The 15211-nt window shown below is 55.7% G+C and carries 16 protein-coding genes; 6 read left to right on the forward strand and 10 right to left on the reverse strand.

The genetic code is table 11. The annotated features are described in order from the left end of the window. Window positions 1-169: 169 nt before the first annotated feature. The 4 genes from bfr to pyrC form a co-directional block, all read right to left on the reverse strand. Window positions 170-640 (reverse strand): bacterioferritin, encoded by a 471-nt coding sequence (bfr, locus tag ALO43_RS08600; protein ID WP_005889341.1) that lies wholly within the window; start codon window positions 638-640, stop codon window positions 170-172. 200 nt (window positions 641-840) lie between these two features. Continuing rightward, window positions 841-1059 (reverse strand): bacterioferritin-associated ferredoxin, encoded by a 219-nt coding sequence (locus ALO43_RS08605; RefSeq protein WP_005889343.1) that lies wholly within the window; start codon window positions 1057-1059, stop codon window positions 841-843. A 204-nt stretch (window positions 1060-1263) separates the two neighbouring features. Continuing rightward, window positions 1264-1941 (reverse strand): ribonuclease T, encoded by a 678-nt coding sequence (gene rnt / locus ALO43_RS08610; RefSeq protein WP_005889345.1) that lies wholly within the window; start codon window positions 1939-1941, stop codon window positions 1264-1266. Then, window positions 1938-2981: a dihydroorotase gene (gene pyrC, locus ALO43_RS08615; protein WP_005889346.1), complete on the reverse strand. Its 1044-nt coding sequence runs from the start codon at window positions 2979-2981 to the stop codon at window positions 1938-1940. Before pyrC ends, rnt begins: the two co-directional genes overlap by 4 nt. Window positions 2982-3130: 149 nt before the next feature. On the opposite strand from pyrC, the gene ALO43_RS08620 reads away from it, so the two are divergent. Together ALO43_RS08620 and ALO43_RS08625 are read left to right on the forward strand one after the other, a co-directional pair. Then, a complete protein-coding gene (locus ALO43_RS08620) occupies window positions 3131-4036 on the forward strand; it encodes a flagellar protein MotY (protein WP_024671652.1) in 906 nt (301 codons plus the stop codon). Between the two features lie 118 nt (window positions 4037-4154). Continuing rightward, window positions 4155-5372, forward strand: coding sequence for an argininosuccinate synthase (locus ALO43_RS08625; RefSeq protein WP_003412906.1), 1218 nt, complete (start codon window positions 4155-4157; stop codon window positions 5370-5372). Between the two features lie 423 nt (window positions 5373-5795). Here ALO43_RS08625 and ALO43_RS08630 read toward each other — a convergent pair whose 3' ends face one another. Continuing rightward, the gene (locus ALO43_RS08630) at window positions 5796-6377 is read right to left on the reverse strand and encodes a hypothetical protein (protein ID WP_005889352.1); all 582 of its coding nucleotides are present in this window, start codon (window positions 6375-6377) and stop codon (window positions 5796-5798) included. Window positions 6378-7628: 1251 nt separating this feature from the next. Here ALO43_RS08630 and ALO43_RS08635 point away from each other — a divergent pair. Continuing rightward, window positions 7629-8255: a response regulator transcription factor gene (locus tag ALO43_RS08635; protein ID WP_005889354.1), complete on the forward strand. Its 627-nt coding sequence runs from the start codon at window positions 7629-7631 to the stop codon at window positions 8253-8255. A 125-nt stretch (window positions 8256-8380) separates the two neighbouring features. Here the strand turns inward: ALO43_RS08635 and ALO43_RS08640 are convergent, their stop codons facing one another. The 4 genes from ALO43_RS08640 to metG form a co-directional block, all read right to left on the reverse strand. After that, on the reverse strand, window positions 8381-8563 hold the full coding sequence (locus ALO43_RS08640) for a PA3496 family putative envelope integrity protein (RefSeq protein ID WP_005889356.1): 183 nt from the start codon (window positions 8561-8563) through the stop codon (window positions 8381-8383). Window positions 8564-8671: 108 nt separating this feature from the next. Then, window positions 8672-9310, reverse strand: coding sequence for an endonuclease III (gene nth, locus ALO43_RS08645; RefSeq protein WP_054997380.1), 639 nt, complete (start codon window positions 9308-9310; stop codon window positions 8672-8674). Continuing rightward, window positions 9307-10182 carry an electron transport complex subunit RsxB gene (gene rsxB, locus ALO43_RS08650; RefSeq protein WP_054997381.1) on the reverse strand — a complete coding sequence of 292 codons (876 nt, stop codon included), beginning with the start codon at window positions 10180-10182 and terminating at the stop codon, window positions 9307-9309. Before rsxB ends, nth begins: the two co-directional genes overlap by 4 nt. 124 nt (window positions 10183-10306) lie before the next feature. Continuing rightward, complete coding sequence (gene metG / locus ALO43_RS08655) at window positions 10307-12355, reverse strand: methionine--tRNA ligase (protein ID WP_054997382.1); 2049 nt, start codon at window positions 12353-12355, stop codon at window positions 10307-10309. A gap of 174 nt (window positions 12356-12529) precedes the next feature. Between metG and apbC the strand changes: the two genes are divergently transcribed. Continuing rightward, window positions 12530-13624, forward strand: coding sequence for an iron-sulfur cluster carrier protein ApbC (gene apbC / locus ALO43_RS08660; RefSeq protein WP_024690255.1), 1095 nt, complete (start codon window positions 12530-12532; stop codon window positions 13622-13624). 141 nt (window positions 13625-13765) lie between these two features. On the opposite strand, the gene ALO43_RS08665 is transcribed toward apbC, so the two are convergent. Next, a complete protein-coding gene (locus ALO43_RS08665; RefSeq protein ID WP_002554837.1) occupies window positions 13766-13975 on the reverse strand; it encodes a cold-shock protein in 210 nt (69 codons plus the stop codon). Between the two features lie 319 nt (window positions 13976-14294). Here ALO43_RS08665 and dcd point away from each other — a divergent pair, with 319 nt between their 5' ends. Both dcd and ALO43_RS08675 read left to right on the forward strand, forming a co-directional pair. Further along, complete coding sequence (gene dcd, locus ALO43_RS08670) at window positions 14295-14861, forward strand: dCTP deaminase (protein WP_005889365.1); 567 nt, start codon at window positions 14295-14297, stop codon at window positions 14859-14861. A 112-nt stretch (window positions 14862-14973) separates the two neighbouring features. After that, window positions 14974-15198 carry a hypothetical protein gene (locus ALO43_RS08675; protein WP_005889366.1) on the forward strand — a complete coding sequence of 75 codons (225 nt, stop codon included), beginning with the start codon at window positions 14974-14976 and terminating at the stop codon, window positions 15196-15198. Window positions 15199-15211 lie beyond the last annotated feature (13 nt).

Genomic DNA, 15211 nt, shown 5'->3' on the forward strand with positions numbered 1-15211 from the left:
GACGCAGAGCGTCGCACGATAGTCGAGGTTATCGCTCCCTGCGCTTCAGCGTGGGAATGCCTTTCACGACGCTCTGCGTCGCAAGCGTTTGTAGCAGTGTGGTTTTACAGACAAGAAAAAGCCCGCTCTCGACAGAGGCGGGCTTTTTCATTGCAGCGCGTCGGGTGAATCAGTCACCCATTTGCGACTGCAGGTAGTTCTCTATGCCAACTTTGACGATCAGACCAAGCTGAGTCTCCAGCCAGTCGATTTGCTCTTCCTTAGGCTCAAGGATGTCTTCGAGCAACTCACGGCTGCCAAAGTCGCCGACTGTCTCGAAATGAGCAATGGCCGCTTTCAGATCAGCCAGACCTTTCTGCTCGATCTTCAGGTCGCACTCCAGCATTTCCTTGGTGTGCTCGCCGATCAGGATCTTGCCGAGGTCCTGCAGATTTGGCAGCCCTTCAAGAAACAGTGTGCGCTTGATCAGCTTGTCTGCGTACTTCATCGCATGGATGGACTCGTGGTACTCATGCCCGCCGAGCTTTTTCAGGCCCCAGTCTTCGTACATACGTGCATGCAAAAAGTACTGATTGATAGCGACCAGCTCGTTTCCGAGGATCTTGTTGAGATGCTGGATGACTGTAATGTCGCCTTTCATGTTCGAGGTCCTGCCGATGGATGGTGTCGATAAGCTGCGAGTGTGAGCTGCGCTCCGTCGTCTGTCAAACCTAAGTGTTTGAATAATAAGTGAATTTAAATAGGAATAAGAATGTTTGAGTTCCGCATCTTGACGCTAAGCGCTTGAATTACAGGCATAAAAAAACCGGACATGGCGTCCGGTTCTTGAAAACGGGGTATTCAGGCAGCTGAAAATTTTGCGGGATAGGCCAGCGCCGCATGACTGCTTTGCAGTTCGGTCAGGGTGTCACGCACCACTTCTTTCGCCAGGCAGGCGCATTTTCCACATTTACTCGCGACGCCCAGCGTTTCGCGGACTTCACGATAACTGCAGCAGCCTTCCAGAATTGCATCCCGGATTTGACCGTCTGTGACACCTTGGCAGAGGCAAACATACATAAGCTATGGACCGTCGCTGGTTTATTGCTTGATGTGAAGGAGACTAATGCTAATGAGAATGCTTGTCAAAACTGTTTTGGGTTCGATTCAGGTAGGGCGATGAGTGGTCGGCGGGTTGATTGCGTAGCGCGAAGAATGCCCGCCACTTTTTGGCAGACATGAAAAAACCGGCGCAAGGCCGGTCTGTTCACTGAACTGTCGACCTCAGTCGTCGAAGTCTTGCCAGCCGCCCATTTCTTTCCAGCGGTTGACGATGCCGCAGAACAGCTCAGCGGTCTTTTCGGTGTCGTAGCGTGCCGAGTGAGCTTCACGGCCGTCGAAGTCGATTCCGGCGGCCTGGCAGGCTTTGGCCAATACGGTCTGGCCGTAGGCGAGGCCGGCAAGCGTGGCCGTGTCGAAGCTGGAGAACGGGTGAAACGGGTTGCGCTTCATGTCCATCCGGGCGACAGCCGCGTTGACGAAACCGAGGTCGAAGCTGGCGTTGTGACCGACCAGTACCGCGCGTTTGCAGCCATTGGCTTTAAGCGCCTTGCGCACGCCGCGGAAGATATCGTTAATTGCGGTCTCTTCGCTGACCGCCATGCGCAACGGGTGATCGAGCTTGATGCCGGTGAACTCCAGCGCAGCCGCCTCGATGTTGGCGCCCTCGAAGGGCTCGACGCGGAAGAAATAGGTGTGCTCGGGAAACACAAAGCCTTTTTCATCCATGCCGATGGTGACAGCGGCAATTTCCAGCAGGGCATCGGTGGCGGAGTTGAAACCACCGGTCTCGACGTCGACGACTACCGGCAGGTAGCCGCGAAATCGCGCTGCCATCGGGTGACGGGAAACGCCGCCACCGCCGTGGCCTTCGTGTTCTTCGTCAAAATGATCTTCACTCACGCGTGTTCCTCCAGACGCCAGCGCAGTGTTTCACCAGCGCGCAGCGGGATAACGGTCAACTCGCCAAACGGCAGGCTGGCAGGGGCGGTCCACTCGTCACGCACCAGCGTGATGGTGTCCTGATTGGCAGGCAGGCCATAGAACGCCGGACCGTGAAGGCTGGCGAAGCCCTCCAGCCTGTCCAGCGCGTTACGCTGTTCGAACGCTTCCGCGTACAGCTCGATCGCTGCGTAGGCCGTGTAGCAACCGGCACAACCGCACGCGTTTTCCTTGGCATGCTGAGCATGCGGTGCCGAGTCGGTGCCCAGGAAAAACTTGTTGCTGCCGCTGGTGGCCGCGTCGAGCAACGAAGCCTGATGCGTATTGCGCTTGAGAATCGGCAGGCAATAGAAGTGCGGACGAATCCCGCCGACCAGCATGTGGTTGCGGTTGTACAGCAGGTGGTGCGCAGTGATGGTCGCCGCCACATTGGCCGAGGCTTCGTTGACGAACTGCACGGCCTCGCCGGTGGTGATGTGTTCGAACACCACTTTGAGGGTCGGAAAGCGTTCGACCACACGACGCAGATGTTCGTCGATGAACACTTTTTCGCGATCGAAGACATCAATCTCGCCGCGTGTCACTTCCCCGTGTACCAACAGCAACATGCCGACTTCGGCCATTGCCTCCAGGGCCGGGAAGATCTTGTCGATGCTGGTGACACCGGAATCCGAGTTGGTGGTCGCCCCGGCCGGATACAGTTTGGCAGCGTAGACAAAGCCGCTGGCCTTGGCTGTGCGGATGTCTTCGGGTGTGGTCTGGTCGGTGAGGTAAAGCACCATCAACGGTTCGAAGCGGCTGGCTGCCGGACGTGCGGCCAGAATGCGCTGGCGATAAGCGTCGGCTTGTTGCGCGTTGCGAACCGGAGGTACGAGGTTGGGCATGATGATTGCGCGGCCAAAAGTTCGCGCTACGTCGGCAACGGTATGAGGCAAGACAGCTCCGTCACGGAGGTGAATATGCCAGTCGTCGGGACGCAGAAGGGTCAGGCGGTCAGACATTGGGGATTCCAGGCGGGTCAAACTCGTTGGGAATGCTACCGGAAAAGCCTCTCTCAGGCATCCGCTATCAAGTTTTGCATGAAGTTACCGATAGCTCCCTTGTCAGTCAGCATTTTTCTGTTTCGCGTTCATTTCCAGTGGAGCCTCCCGTGCGCCAGCGATATTTAGCCCTGCTCAGCATGTTTGCCAGCCTTCCGGCGATGGCTATCAGTTTCCAGACGCGTCTGGAGAGCATCGAGTGGAAGGTCGAAGGCGATCAGTTCGAATGCCGCCTGACTCAGCCGATCACCGATTTCGGTGCGGGCGAGTTCGTGCGCCGTGCGGGAGAGCAGGCGACATTTCGCCTCAAGGCGTCCTATAACATGCTGGGCAATGGCTCTGCGACATTGCTGGCCGCCGCCGCGCCCTGGCAGCCTGGGCGTGGTGATATCAACCTGGGTTCAGTGCGCGTCATGAATGGCGACATTCCGTTCAACACTTCCCAAGCGCAGGCAGGGCGGCTGATCAGCGGCCTGATGGACGGGCGCAGCCCGCTGATTCGTCACTACAACCGCGACGGCGGTCTGATGGAAATACGCTTGCTACCTGTCAAATTCAGCAAGGCGTTCAGTGAATATCAGGCTTGTACCGCCAAGCTGTTGCCGATGAATTTCGATCAGATCAAACAGGCTGAAGTGGGTTTTCCTGGCGGTGGTATCGAGCTGGATGCCCGTGCAAAAGCGCGTCTGGACAACATGGTTGCCTACTTGAAGGCTGATCCGACCGTCAACCGCGTCGAGCTTGATGGCCATTCGGACAACAGCGGCAATCGCCTTACCAACCGTGACTTGTCTCGCCGCCGGGCACTGGCAGTCATGGACTATCTCAAGGCCCAGGGTATTCCGGAGCAGCAGATCACCCTGCGCTTCCACGGTGAGCGCTACCCGCTGGCGCCCAACACCAACGAAGCCAACCGCGCGCGCAACCGTCGGGTGAACGTACACCTTGAGCGCGTAGCGCCCGATGAGCGCCCGGTGCCTGTTGCCTCCTCGGCAAGCGCCGCACATACGTCCTGAGCCCTCGTCAGGTTGCTGGATACGTCGCCTTGTCGTCACAAGCTGTCGCGCCCCTGTAAATCTGCTGGCTTGAACGGTAGAATCCACGGTTTTCCGTACAACCCGGTGGAGTGATGGCATGGCGGACGTAAACAAGGTAGTTCTCGCGTATTCCGGTGGCCTGGACACTTCGGTGATCCTCAAGTGGCTGCAAGATACGTACAACTGCGAAGTGGTGACCTTTACCGCTGACCTGGGTCAGGGTGAAGAGGTCGAACCGGCACGCGCCAAGGCTCAGGCCATGGGCGTGAAAGAAATCTACATCGATGACCTGCGCGAAGAGTTCGTGCGCGATTTCGTGTTCCCGATGTTCCGTGCCAACACTGTCTACGAAGGCGAGTACCTGCTGGGTACTTCCATCGCTCGTCCATTGATCGCCAAGCGTCTGATCGAAATCGCCAATGAAACCGGCGCTGACGCCATCTCCCACGGCGCAACCGGCAAAGGCAACGACCAGGTGCGTTTCGAACTGGGTGCCTACGCGCTCAAGCCTGGCGTCAAGGTGATTGCTCCGTGGCGTGAGTGGGATTTGCTGTCGCGTGAAAAGCTGATGGATTATGCCGAAAAGCACAACATCCCGATCGAGCGTCACGGCAAGAAGAAATCCCCGTACTCGATGGACGCCAACCTGCTACACATTTCCTATGAAGGCGGCGTCCTGGAAGACACCTGGACCGAGCACGAAGAAGACATGTGGCGCTGGACCAAGTCCCCCGAGGACGCGCCAAACGTGGCGACCTATCTTGAGCTGACCTATCGCAATGGCGATATCGTTGCGCTGGATGGTGTCGAGATGACCCCTGCCACTGTTCTGGCAACCCTGAACCGCATCGGCGGCGAGAATGGTATCGGGCGTCTGGATATCGTGGAAAACCGTTACGTGGGCATGAAGTCCCGTGGCTGCTACGAAACCCCGGGCGGCACCATCATGCTGCGTGCCCACCGCGCAATCGAATCGATCACCCTGGACCGTGAAGTCGCTCACCTGAAGGATGAGTTGATGGCCAAATACGCCAGCCTGATCTACACCGGTTACTGGTGGAGCCCTGAGCGTCTGATGCTGCAACAGATGATCGACGCGTCTCAGGCTCACGTGAACGGCGTGGTACGTCTGAAGCTGTACAAGGGCAACGTGATTGTGACTGGCCGCAAGTCCGATGACTCGCTGTTCGATGCCAATATCGCGACCTTCGAAGACGATGCTGGCGCTTACGACCAGGCCGACGCTGCAGGCTTCATCAAGCTGAACGCACTGCGCATGCGGATTGCCGCAAACAAGGGCCGCAAGCTGTTCTGAAGATAGCAGGTGGTTTGGCAAGTGCAGCCCCTCGCAGGGCTGCACTTGATGATCTGGCTGACGCGTAAAGCGCTTCAAGTTTCAACGCTTCGTATGACCTGCAGGGCGCGGCTCCTTTCCTGGACCAGCGCAGGTCACGTCTTTGACTAAAGTTTCCTGACACTTTGATCATTGCTGTTGAGTTCATCAACGCGGATACCGCTGGGCGTTCTACGCGTTTTAACGTCGCGGTATTGTTTTGATGAATCAAATACGGTCTGCAGTGTGTATTGATGAAGGCCTGCTTTCGACAGGAAAAGAAACAGGCATAGGCTTTGCCATGTTTTCCTACACAGACTGTCGTTGTTAAGGACGCTATAACCGAGTTTTTCAGTCGCGTATCCGGCACTCTTCGCACACGGCGGCTATTTCAACGCAACGGCTTTATTGAGTGTGCGGGTCAGCAGTACCTGGCGCCGAGTCAGGCTGCTTAGGCGTATCGCTTTCTCGCTGTTGCCTGAACTCATATCGATAGGCCTTGCCGATGTTCCAGATCTGGCGAACGCTGAGGTCGAGCAACTGAGCGATTTCAGAAGCAGCGTAGCCGAGGGCCGAATAGTGCATGGCGTGGCCCGCTACGACATCATCGACATCAGCAGTATCATTGCGTGCTTCTCTCCTGAGGCTACGCACAGGCTGGCTGAAATGTATCCTCACTTTATGTTCCGTTGCCAGTTGGCGAACATCCTTCTTGGTCATACGCAATGAGTACTGCAGGGCGTTGACCCCCGCGCCCTTTGCAACAAGGCACTTCAGTAATTCCACTTTGCCTGTGAGTTCCAGGGCAGAGGTATTATCGGTGGGTGTCGGATTCGATGAACCCGCTGTTTCTCCCTCCGGTATGACGGCAATAACCCCGCCGGTGGCGACGAACCGCTCTATGGCAGTGGCCAGTTCCAGAGCGGTACGGGGCGGTGAAGGCGAACGAACGTATTTATTGTCCATGATAGGTCCCTTTTTGAACATGGTTATACACATGGCCCATTCAAAAGAGTTGGCAGACACTTTGAGGTCTTGTCATCAGGCAGAGGTGCCCGACCGGCCATGTATGCAGTACCCGAATCCATCCGGCCGGTGTGATAGACCGAGCTCGTCTAACTACTGTTGCTCATGAAGTACGTGAGTGAAATACGCATTGATATAGCCTCTTGAGAAGCGTATTCAATGGCAATAAATAACGGTGTTAATGCCAAAAAAGTAACGACTGGTAATAGAATTTGCAAGGAGAAAATGGTGCTTGGATGGAATTGATTTGAAAGTATTTAAAAGGTCTTACATGTTTTATTTTTGCGTCCCTGATTTTTGTAGTACGTTTCCTATTCGGCTGACCATGGCTGGATCTGAAATGAGATTTGGTATTTGCTACTTGTCGAATGAGCTGCTTTTAGTCTTGAATGACGTAGGCTCATGCTAAGGTGTCTGTAAGATATTGCTTCAGCACAGGCTCGTGCGGTTAAATCATAATGCCGTGAGGCCTGAGCGCTAACGATGTGTCGAGTGCTCAGCCTGGCGTTCTGTTGTAGGAGATTTCCTTAAGTTATATAGGACGTTTCCTTAAATAAATATTTGTACAATATTCTGTATTCAATGTGTAATTTTTACTCGTGGTTTACGTATGTACGGTGTGAGTGATCGCTATCAGTCGCCCCGTGTGGCGTGCAGGCGTCGGTGCCAGGAAAGAGGCGCTTATCTTGACAGGACCGCACTATTTCAATCGCCACGTTCTGCGCGTCTCTGTCATGTAGATGCCTGAGTATCAAGAACTGTCGTGTCATCAGCATCTTGAAATTCGGCCATGACGCCCGGGCGTTTTGCTTCAGGAGTATTCAGGCGGACAGGAGGTTTTTTTCACTTTGCTGGCTATGCGCCATGCGTCAATTTGTTTCGATGCTGATAAAAAGACGGTTTTACAAAGTTTTTAACAGGCCCGACAAGATCATTTTTGACGATGAAACGTCTGGTCATGTTCATCTATCGACTGGAGTCGCGATGCTTACGCCGCCGCTCCAGCAATAATTCAACAGGTTCCGAAAAGGAAGGCTCTGTGAAAATTAATAAAAAATGTACGTTAGTGCCGAGTTTTGTAGGAAGTTTCTGCTGTACTTGTAGGAATGGTCTTTGGCTGTCAGTCCTTAAGGGTGAGCGCAATGCAAAGCACTAAACGACTAAGTTATTGTGCTGGCTCTGAAAATTCGAATAGCGAAAAATGGACTGCCCATGAATAAAGTGCTGATCGTGGATGATCATCCTGTCATTCGCCTTGCTGTACGCATGCTGATGGAGCGTCATGGCTATGAGGTCGTCGCGGAGACTGATAACGGTGTGGACGCATTGCAGATGGCGCGCGAGCATCTTCCTGATATCGTGATCCTCGACATCGGTATCCCCAAGCTCGACGGCCTGGAAGTAATCGCTCGTCTGTCAGCCATGACATTGCCATTCAAGGTTCTGATTCTGACTTCTCAGGCGCCAGGTCACTTCTCCATGCGTTGCATGCAGGCAGGTGCTGCGGGGTATGTTTGCAAGCAACAGGATCTGACCGAGCTGCTGAGTGCAATCAAGGCGGTGCTTTCAGGCTACAGCTATTTCCCCAACCAGGCGCTGCACACTGTTCGCTCCAGCATGGGAAACGCGAGCGAATCGGATATGGTAGACCGTCTTTCCGGCAGGGAAATGATGGTTCTGCAACAGTTGGCCAGAGGCAAGACCAACAAGGAGATCGCAGACGGCATGTTTTTGAGCAACAAGACCGTCAGCACTTATAAAACCCGGTTATTACTCAAGCTCAATGCACATTCGCTGGTTGATCTGATTGAGCTTGCCCAGCGTAACGGGCTTGTCTGAGGCGGGCAGGTCATATTCGGCAATCAGTAAGCCGTGCCCAGTGCCTGGGAGCGTCTCTCTTTAGAGCTGCTTCCAGGGCTCGGCTCTGGCACGCAATATGTCTGGCGTCTCGCCAGGCGCTGCGCCTAAAAGTCGAAGTCGTAATCGGCCAGTTGTCTTTGCAAGCGCCGCTCTTCAAGCAGGTTATCGATGGTCCGGCGCTTGCTCAGGTTTGTCTTCGCCGGCTCCACAACCACAGGTTCGATTTCGTCAGTTTCAACGACGACGATCTCATCGTCTACATCCAGCTGCTCATTGCCAGTACTCATGAAGTTGACTCCAGGGCTTGGACTTTCTCTGGCGCTTCTTATATCGACAATCCGCAGGCGGGTAAAAAAGATTTTTTCAATCGATAAAGTGGCAACCGCCCGTCGGCCTCAATCGTCTGATGTCTTGTGCTTGTAATCGCACAGGTCCTCTATGCGACAACTGCCACAGCGTGGCTTACGGGCCTGGCAAACGTAGCGTCCATGCAGGATCAGCCAGTGATGCGCATCGAGCAGATAATTTTTCGGCACAAATTTCATCAACTGCTTCTCTACCTCCACCACGTTTTTCCCGGGGGCGATGCCTGTTCGGTTGCTTACGCGAAAGATATGCGTGTCTACGGCCATCGCCATCTGGCGAAACGCGGTGTTGAGTACAACGTTGGCGGTCTTGCGTCCCACCCCTGGTAACGCCTCAAGGGCTTCACGGGTCTGCGGCACTTCGCCATTGTGCAGCTCGATCAGCATCCGGCAGGTTTCAATCACGTTTTTGGCTTTGCTGTTGTAAAGGCCGATTGTCTTGATGTACCCGGAAAGCCCTTCAACGCCGAGGTCGTAGATTGCTTGTGGCGTATTGGCCACTGGATAGAGCCTGGCGGTCGCCTTGTTGACGCTCACGTCGGTGGCCTGCGCGGAGAGGATCACCGCGATGAGCAATTCAAAAGGCGTGGTGTAGGCCAGCTCGGTTTTAGGGTCCGGATTGTCCTCATGCAGCCTGCGGAATATTTCCTGACGTTTTGCAGCATTCATGGACGAAGCGTTTCCTCGGAATTGATCGGTGCAGACGCTGATAGCAGCGCCTGCAGTGCCTGTTCGGCGGCCTCGTAGTGGCGTTGCAGCGTCACCAGCTGCGCTGCTTGCTCCGCAATGGGCGGATGACCAAAGGCCTTGAGCGACTTGTTGAGCTGGGCACGACTCATCGCCAGTGCAATCCTGGCTTTTTTCAAGGCATCGTCCGCGGCGCCAGGCCTCTGTTTCTGTTCAGTGTTTGCGGCAGTTCGAGGTGCTGCTTCACGAAGTGATTCCATTCGCTGCGAGCGGGCAATACGTTCTGCCAGTCGAGCCTGCTGTTCGCTGCGCAGCCTGGCGTTTCTGGAGTCGAAACGCCGCCGTGCATGAGTGCGCTTGTGCTGCCGGGCGATTTGCAAGTCACAGGTCGGTGCCAGTCCGCCCACGATCGGTATGATCGCTGCAGAGGGTAGCGGATGCATTTCAATGCAGTCCACCGGGCACGGTGCGACGCACAGGTCGCAACCTGTGCATTCCTCAATGATCACGGTGTGCATCAATTTCGCTGCCCCGACAATGGCGTCTACCGGGCAGGCCTGGATGCATTTGGTACAGCCGATACACTCGGCCTCGCGAATAAAGGCGACCTGGGCAGGTGCCGCTCCGCGCGCCGTATCCAGGGGCAATGCCGGCACAGCCAGCAGCTCTGCCAGTTGAATGATGGTTTCGTCACCACCTGGCGGGCATTTGTTGATGGCTTCACCGCCCGCAATCCCTTCCGCATAGGGCTGGCAGCCGGAATGCCCGCACTTGCCACACTGAGTCTGGGGCAGCAGCGCGTCGATACTCCGTATCAGTTCCACGTCGGGAAGTATGCGAATCGATTCAGTCATGATCGCGCCAGGTAGCGACAGCAGGTATGTCTTTCGAAAGGCGCATTATCGGCCATATCAAGGTGCTTGCGAATGCACGAAGCCCCGATACCCGCTGTTGAGCGGATACCGGGCCTTGTCCGGGTTACTTGATGCGTTGACCAGGTTTGGCACCGCTGTCCGGGCTGAGCAGGTAGATTTCTTCACCGCCAGGGCCTGCCGCCATCACCATGCCTTCGGAAATGCCAAAACGCATTTTGCGAGGCTTGAGGTTGGCGATCATCATGGTCAGGCGACCTTCGAGCTCGGACGGGTTCGGATAGGCGCTCTTGATTCCGGAGAAAACATTGCGCTGCTCGTCGCCGATATCCAGCGTCAGGCGTAACAGCTTGTCGGCGCCCTCGACATGCTCGGCCTTGAGAATCAGCGCCACGCGCAGGTCGACGGCTGCAAAGGTGTCGAAATCGATTTCCGCAGACAGCGGTTCCTTGGTCAGTTCGCCATTGCCGACCGGCGCTGCACCAGTATCGGTCTGCGTAGCGGTCAGGTCTTCTCTGGATGCAGTGGCCATTGCTTCTACCTTGGCCGGGTCGATCCGGGTCATCAGTGCCGAGAACGGATTGAGCTGATGGTTGACCAGCAAGGTCTTGTGATCTTCCCAGGTCAATGGCGCGACGTTGAGGAACTGCTCTGCGTCGGCGGCCAGGTTCGGCAGTACCGGCTTGAGGAAAATGACCAGTTGGCGGAACAGGTTGATGCCCAGTGCGCAGACAGCCTGGACCTCGTCCTGTTTGCCTTCCTGTTTGGCCAGCGCCCAAGGTGCTTTTTCTGCGATGTAGGCATTGGCGCGATCGGCCAGTGCCATGGTTTCGCGCATGGCGCGGGCAAAGTCGCGGGCTTCGTAAGCGTCGGCAATGCCTGGCGCAGCTGCCAGAAATGCATCGGTGAGTTCAGGCGCGGCATTGGCCTGGACCATCACACCGGCATTGCCTTTGTGGATGAACCCGGCGCAACGGCTGGCAATGTTCACGACCTTGCCGATCAGGTCGGAGTTGACCTTCTGCACGAAGTCTTCGAGGTTCAGGTCCAGGTCATCGACGCCACGGCCCAGCTTCGACGCATAGTAATAGCGCAGGTACTCGGGCGACAGATGATCGAGGTAAGTGCGCGCCTTGATAAAAGTGCCGCGCGACTTCGACATTTTCTGGCCATTGACGGTCAGGTAACCGTGAACGTTGATGGCGGTCGGTTTGCGCAGGTTCGCGCCTTCGAGCATGGCAGGCCAGAACAGGGCGTGGAAGTTGACGATGTCCTTGCCGATGAAGTGGTAAAGCTCGGTGGTCGCGTCCTTGCCCCAGTACGCATCGAAGTCCAGGTCCGGACGACGCGCACACAGGTTCTTGAAGCTGGCCATGTACCCGATGGGGGCATCGAGCCATACGTAGAAATATTTGCCGGGTTCATCCGGAATCTCGAAACCGAAATACGGCGCATCGCGGGAGATGTCCCATTGCTGCAGGCCACTGTCCAGCCATTCGGCGATCTTGTTGGCAACCGCGTCTTGCAGGGTGCCGCTGCGCGTCCAGCTTTTGAGCAGGGTGTCGAAGGCTGGCAGATCGAAGAAGAAGTGTTTCGAATCCTTCAGGACAGGCGTCGCCCCGGAAATCGCTGACTTGGGGTTCTTCAGATCAGTCGGCGAGTAGGTCGCACCGCACTTTTCGCAGTTGTCGCCGTACTGGTCTTCGGCCGCACATTTCGGGCAAGTGCCCTTGATGAAGCGGTCGGCCAGAAACATGTTCTTTTCAGGGTCGAAATACTGCGTCACCGAACGCGTGGCGATATGACCGGCATCGCGCAACCGCTTGTAGATCATGCTCGACAGTTCGCGGTTTTCATCCGAGTGTGTCGAGTGGAAATTATCGAAGTCCACCAGGAAGTCGTCGAAGTCGGCGCTGTGTTCAGCCTTGACGTTGTCGATCAACTGTTCAGGGGTGATGCCTTCCTTTTCAGCGCGCAGCATGATTGCCGAACCGTGAGCGTCGTCCGCACAAACATAAATGCACTGGTTGCCGCGGTGCTTCTGGAAGCGCACCCACATGTCGGTCTGGATGTACTCGAGCATGTGGCCAAGGTGAACGGGACCATTGGCATAGGGCAGGGCGCTGGTAACGAGAATCTTGCGTGGCTCGGACATGGGGCTCGGCTACTTGAAGTGAAACGGAGGTCGGCCACTATAAAGGTCTGAGCAATTTTTTTCACCCCGCGTGGCTGTGGGAATGCTCCTGTCACTGGGTTGAAATCATGTGGCTGCCTGGCAGAACAGGTACGATAGCCGCCTGTTTCAGTCAGTCTTTTTCGGAGTAAGCCCATGAGCGCAGTCAATCGCGCAGCGGTGGAGACGATTCTTCGCCAGTACACCGACCCCTACCTGAACCTGGACCCGGTCAGTGCCGGTTGTGTCAGGGCCATTGAAATTCAGGACGCTCGCGTCAGCGTGCAGCTCGAGCTGGGTTATGCCGCTGACCTGTTCAGAAATGGCTGGGCGCAAGTTCTCAAGACCGCTATCGAAAACCTCGATGGCGTGCTGTCAGCCAGCGTCGACATAAAAAGCGTGATCGGCGCGCATAAGGCACAGAGCCAGATCCCGGGCCTGGCCAATGTGAAGAATATCGTCGCCGTCGCATCCGGCAAAGGCGGTGTCGGCAAATCCACGACAGCTGCCAATCTGGCATTGGCGTTATCTCGCGAAGGTGCACGGGTCGGGATTCTCGACGCGGATATTTATGGGCCAAGTCAGGGGGTGATGTTTGGCATCCCTGAAGGCACGCGGCCAAAGATCAAGGATCAGAAATGGTTCGTGCCGATCGAGGCGCACGGTATCGAAGTGATGTCGATGGCCTTTCTGACCGACGACAATACGCCGATGGTGTGGCGCGGGCCGATGGTTTCAGGCGCATTGCTGCAACTGGTCACGCAGACTGCATGGAATGATCTGGATTATCTGGTCATCGATATGCCGCCTGGTACGGGAGATATCCAGCTGACGCTGGCGCAGAAGGTCCCGGTCGCGGGTGCTGTGATCGTTACCACGCCTCAGGATCTGGCGTTGCTGGATGCCAGGAAAGGTGTCGAGATGTTCCGCAAGGTCAGTATTCCGGTGCTGGGCGTTGTGGAAAACATGGCGGTACACATCTGTTCGAACTGCGGTCACGCCGAGCATCTGTTTGGTGAAGGCGGCGGTGAGAAGCTGGCGTCGCAATACGATGTCGAGCTGTTGGCGTCATTGCCGTTGTCGATGCTGATTCGCGAGCAGGCAGATGGTGGCAAGCCGACGGCTATTGCCGAACCGGAAAGCCAGATTGCGATGGTCTATCAGGAACTGGCGCGTCACGTCGGCGCGCGAATCGTGCTGCAGGAAGCAGCGAGCCCGGCGATGCCGACCATTTCTGTCAGCGACGACTGATGGTGTAACGATTTTTCGGCGGGGGAGGCGGTAGCAGTTTTGTCTCCCTTGATCCGTCTGGGATCATGCGCGATTACTCAAATGGCGGGCAATAAAAAACCCCGCTTTTGAGGGCGGGGTTTTTAAGCGAATCAGTACAAGTTAGATAACTTGAACTTCTTCAGCTTGCATGCCTTTCTGACCGCGGGTAGCGATGAAAGAAACCTGTTGGCCTTCTTTCAGGCTTTTGAAGCCGTCGGATTGGATAGCTTTGAAGTGCACGAACAGGTCGTCACCGGATTGTGGAGTGATGAAGCCGAAGCCTTTTTCATCGTTGAACCACTTAACGGTACCAGTTTGGCGATTGGACATAGTATATCTCCTTGGACAAAGTTAACTGCGGCGTAGGAAGAGCCCTGGCCGAGACTGAGTGCAAAGAGCTGGAAAATTCATGGAGATGGTTGGATCGAAATTCAACATCGTGTAGAGATTCTCAGTGACACAAGCAACACAGTGACGCCACCTTAACCCTTTTTTCCGAACGTGCCAATGGTCTGTTGATGATTATTTCCATTCGCAGCCGATCGGCGCCGCGCTCCGTCCAAACTCTCTCTCTGTTGTCTTTGAACCGTCGGCCCCACCCCGGTAAGATGCCGGATAACTTTTTTACCTCGCTATTCAGGACATCGCCATGAGCATCAAATCGGACAAGTGGATTCGCCGCATGGCGCAGGAACAAGGGATGATCGAGCCCTTCGTGGAGCGTCAGGTGCGAGGTGAAGGTGCCGACCGTGTGATCTCGTATGGCGTGTCCAGCTATGGTTACGACGTTCGCTGCGCAGACGAATTCAAGGTATTCACCAACATCAATTCGGCCACGGTCGATCCGAAAAACTTCGATGAAAAAAGTTTTGTCGATATCAAAAGCGACGTGTGCATCATCCCGCCGAACTCCTTCGCGCTGGCGCGCACCGTGGAGTACTTCCGCATTCCGCGTAATGTCCTGACCATCTGCCTGGGCAAAAGCACTTACGCGCGCTGCGGCATCATCGTCAACGTGACGCCGCTCGAACCTGAGTGGGAAGGCCACGTAACGCTGGAGTTTTCCAACACCACTACATTGCCGGCCAAGATCTACGCCAATGAAGGCGTGGCCCAGATGCTGTTTCTGGAGTCCGATGAGGAGTGCGAAGTGTCTTACAAGGATAGAGGCGGCAAGTATCAGGGCCAGCGTGGCGTCACCCTGCCGCGCACCTGAGTTGCAGGTCAGGCGACTAGTGGAATTGAATTAATACTCTATTTCGCACTCTATCTGATCACATGCTTTCGCATAATCGTTATGCGCGAAGGCTTTTGATCTGGAGTGCCCTATGAAGACTACTTTCAAAATCTCTGAACAGGCTCAATCTCCTCCGCTTAATGAGATCGGGCTGCTGGCCTGGTCACTCATGGCTCATTCGGACTTGCTTCCGGAGCTGAATATGGTCGGCGGCGGCATTCCGGGTAATCCGGATCCTGATACCCCTCCCCCGGAGCCCACTGAGCCGGGTGGCCCTACCTTGCCGGACGATCCACCGCCCGCGCCTGTTGCCTGATTCATCATCGCCC

This window comes from Pseudomonas tremae (assembly GCF_001401155.1).
GTDB classification, from domain to species: domain Bacteria; phylum Pseudomonadota; class Gammaproteobacteria; order Pseudomonadales; family Pseudomonadaceae; genus Aquipseudomonas; species Aquipseudomonas tremae.

Coding starts and splice junctions, on each gene's coding strand:
- bfr (WP_005889341.1), bottom strand. CDS start 640: ATGAAAGGCGACATTACAGTCATCCAGCATCTCAACAAGATCCTCGGA.
- ALO43_RS08605 (WP_005889343.1), bottom strand. CDS start 1,059: ATGTATGTTTGCCTCTGCCAAGGTGTCACAGACGGTCAAATCCGGGAT.
- pyrC (WP_005889346.1), bottom strand. CDS start 2,981: ATGTCTGACCGCCTGACCCTTCTGCGTCCCGACGACTGGCATATTCAC.
- ALO43_RS08625 (WP_003412906.1), top strand. CDS start 4,155: ATGGCGGACGTAAACAAGGTAGTTCTCGCGTATTCCGGTGGCCTGGAC.
- ALO43_RS08630 (WP_005889352.1), bottom strand. CDS start 6,377: ATGTTCAAAAAGGGACCTATCATGGACAATAAATACGTTCGTTCGCCT.
- ALO43_RS08635 (WP_005889354.1), top strand. CDS start 7,629: ATGAATAAAGTGCTGATCGTGGATGATCATCCTGTCATTCGCCTTGCT.
- ALO43_RS08640 (WP_005889356.1), bottom strand. CDS start 8,563: ATGAGTACTGGCAATGAGCAGCTGGATGTAGACGATGAGATCGTCGTC.
- nth (WP_054997380.1), bottom strand. CDS start 9,310: ATGAATGCTGCAAAACGTCAGGAAATATTCCGCAGGCTGCATGAGGAC.
- rsxB (WP_054997381.1), bottom strand. CDS start 10,182: ATGACTGAATCGATTCGCATACTTCCCGACGTGGAACTGATACGGAGT.
- metG (WP_054997382.1), bottom strand. CDS start 12,355: ATGTCCGAGCCACGCAAGATTCTCGTTACCAGCGCCCTGCCCTATGCC.
- apbC (WP_024690255.1), top strand. CDS start 12,530: ATGAGCGCAGTCAATCGCGCAGCGGTGGAGACGATTCTTCGCCAGTAC.
- ALO43_RS08665 (WP_002554837.1), bottom strand. CDS start 13,975: ATGTCCAATCGCCAAACTGGTACCGTTAAGTGGTTCAACGATGAAAAA.
- dcd (WP_005889365.1), top strand. CDS start 14,295: ATGAGCATCAAATCGGACAAGTGGATTCGCCGCATGGCGCAGGAACAA.
- ALO43_RS08675 (WP_005889366.1), top strand. CDS start 14,974: ATGAAGACTACTTTCAAAATCTCTGAACAGGCTCAATCTCCTCCGCTT.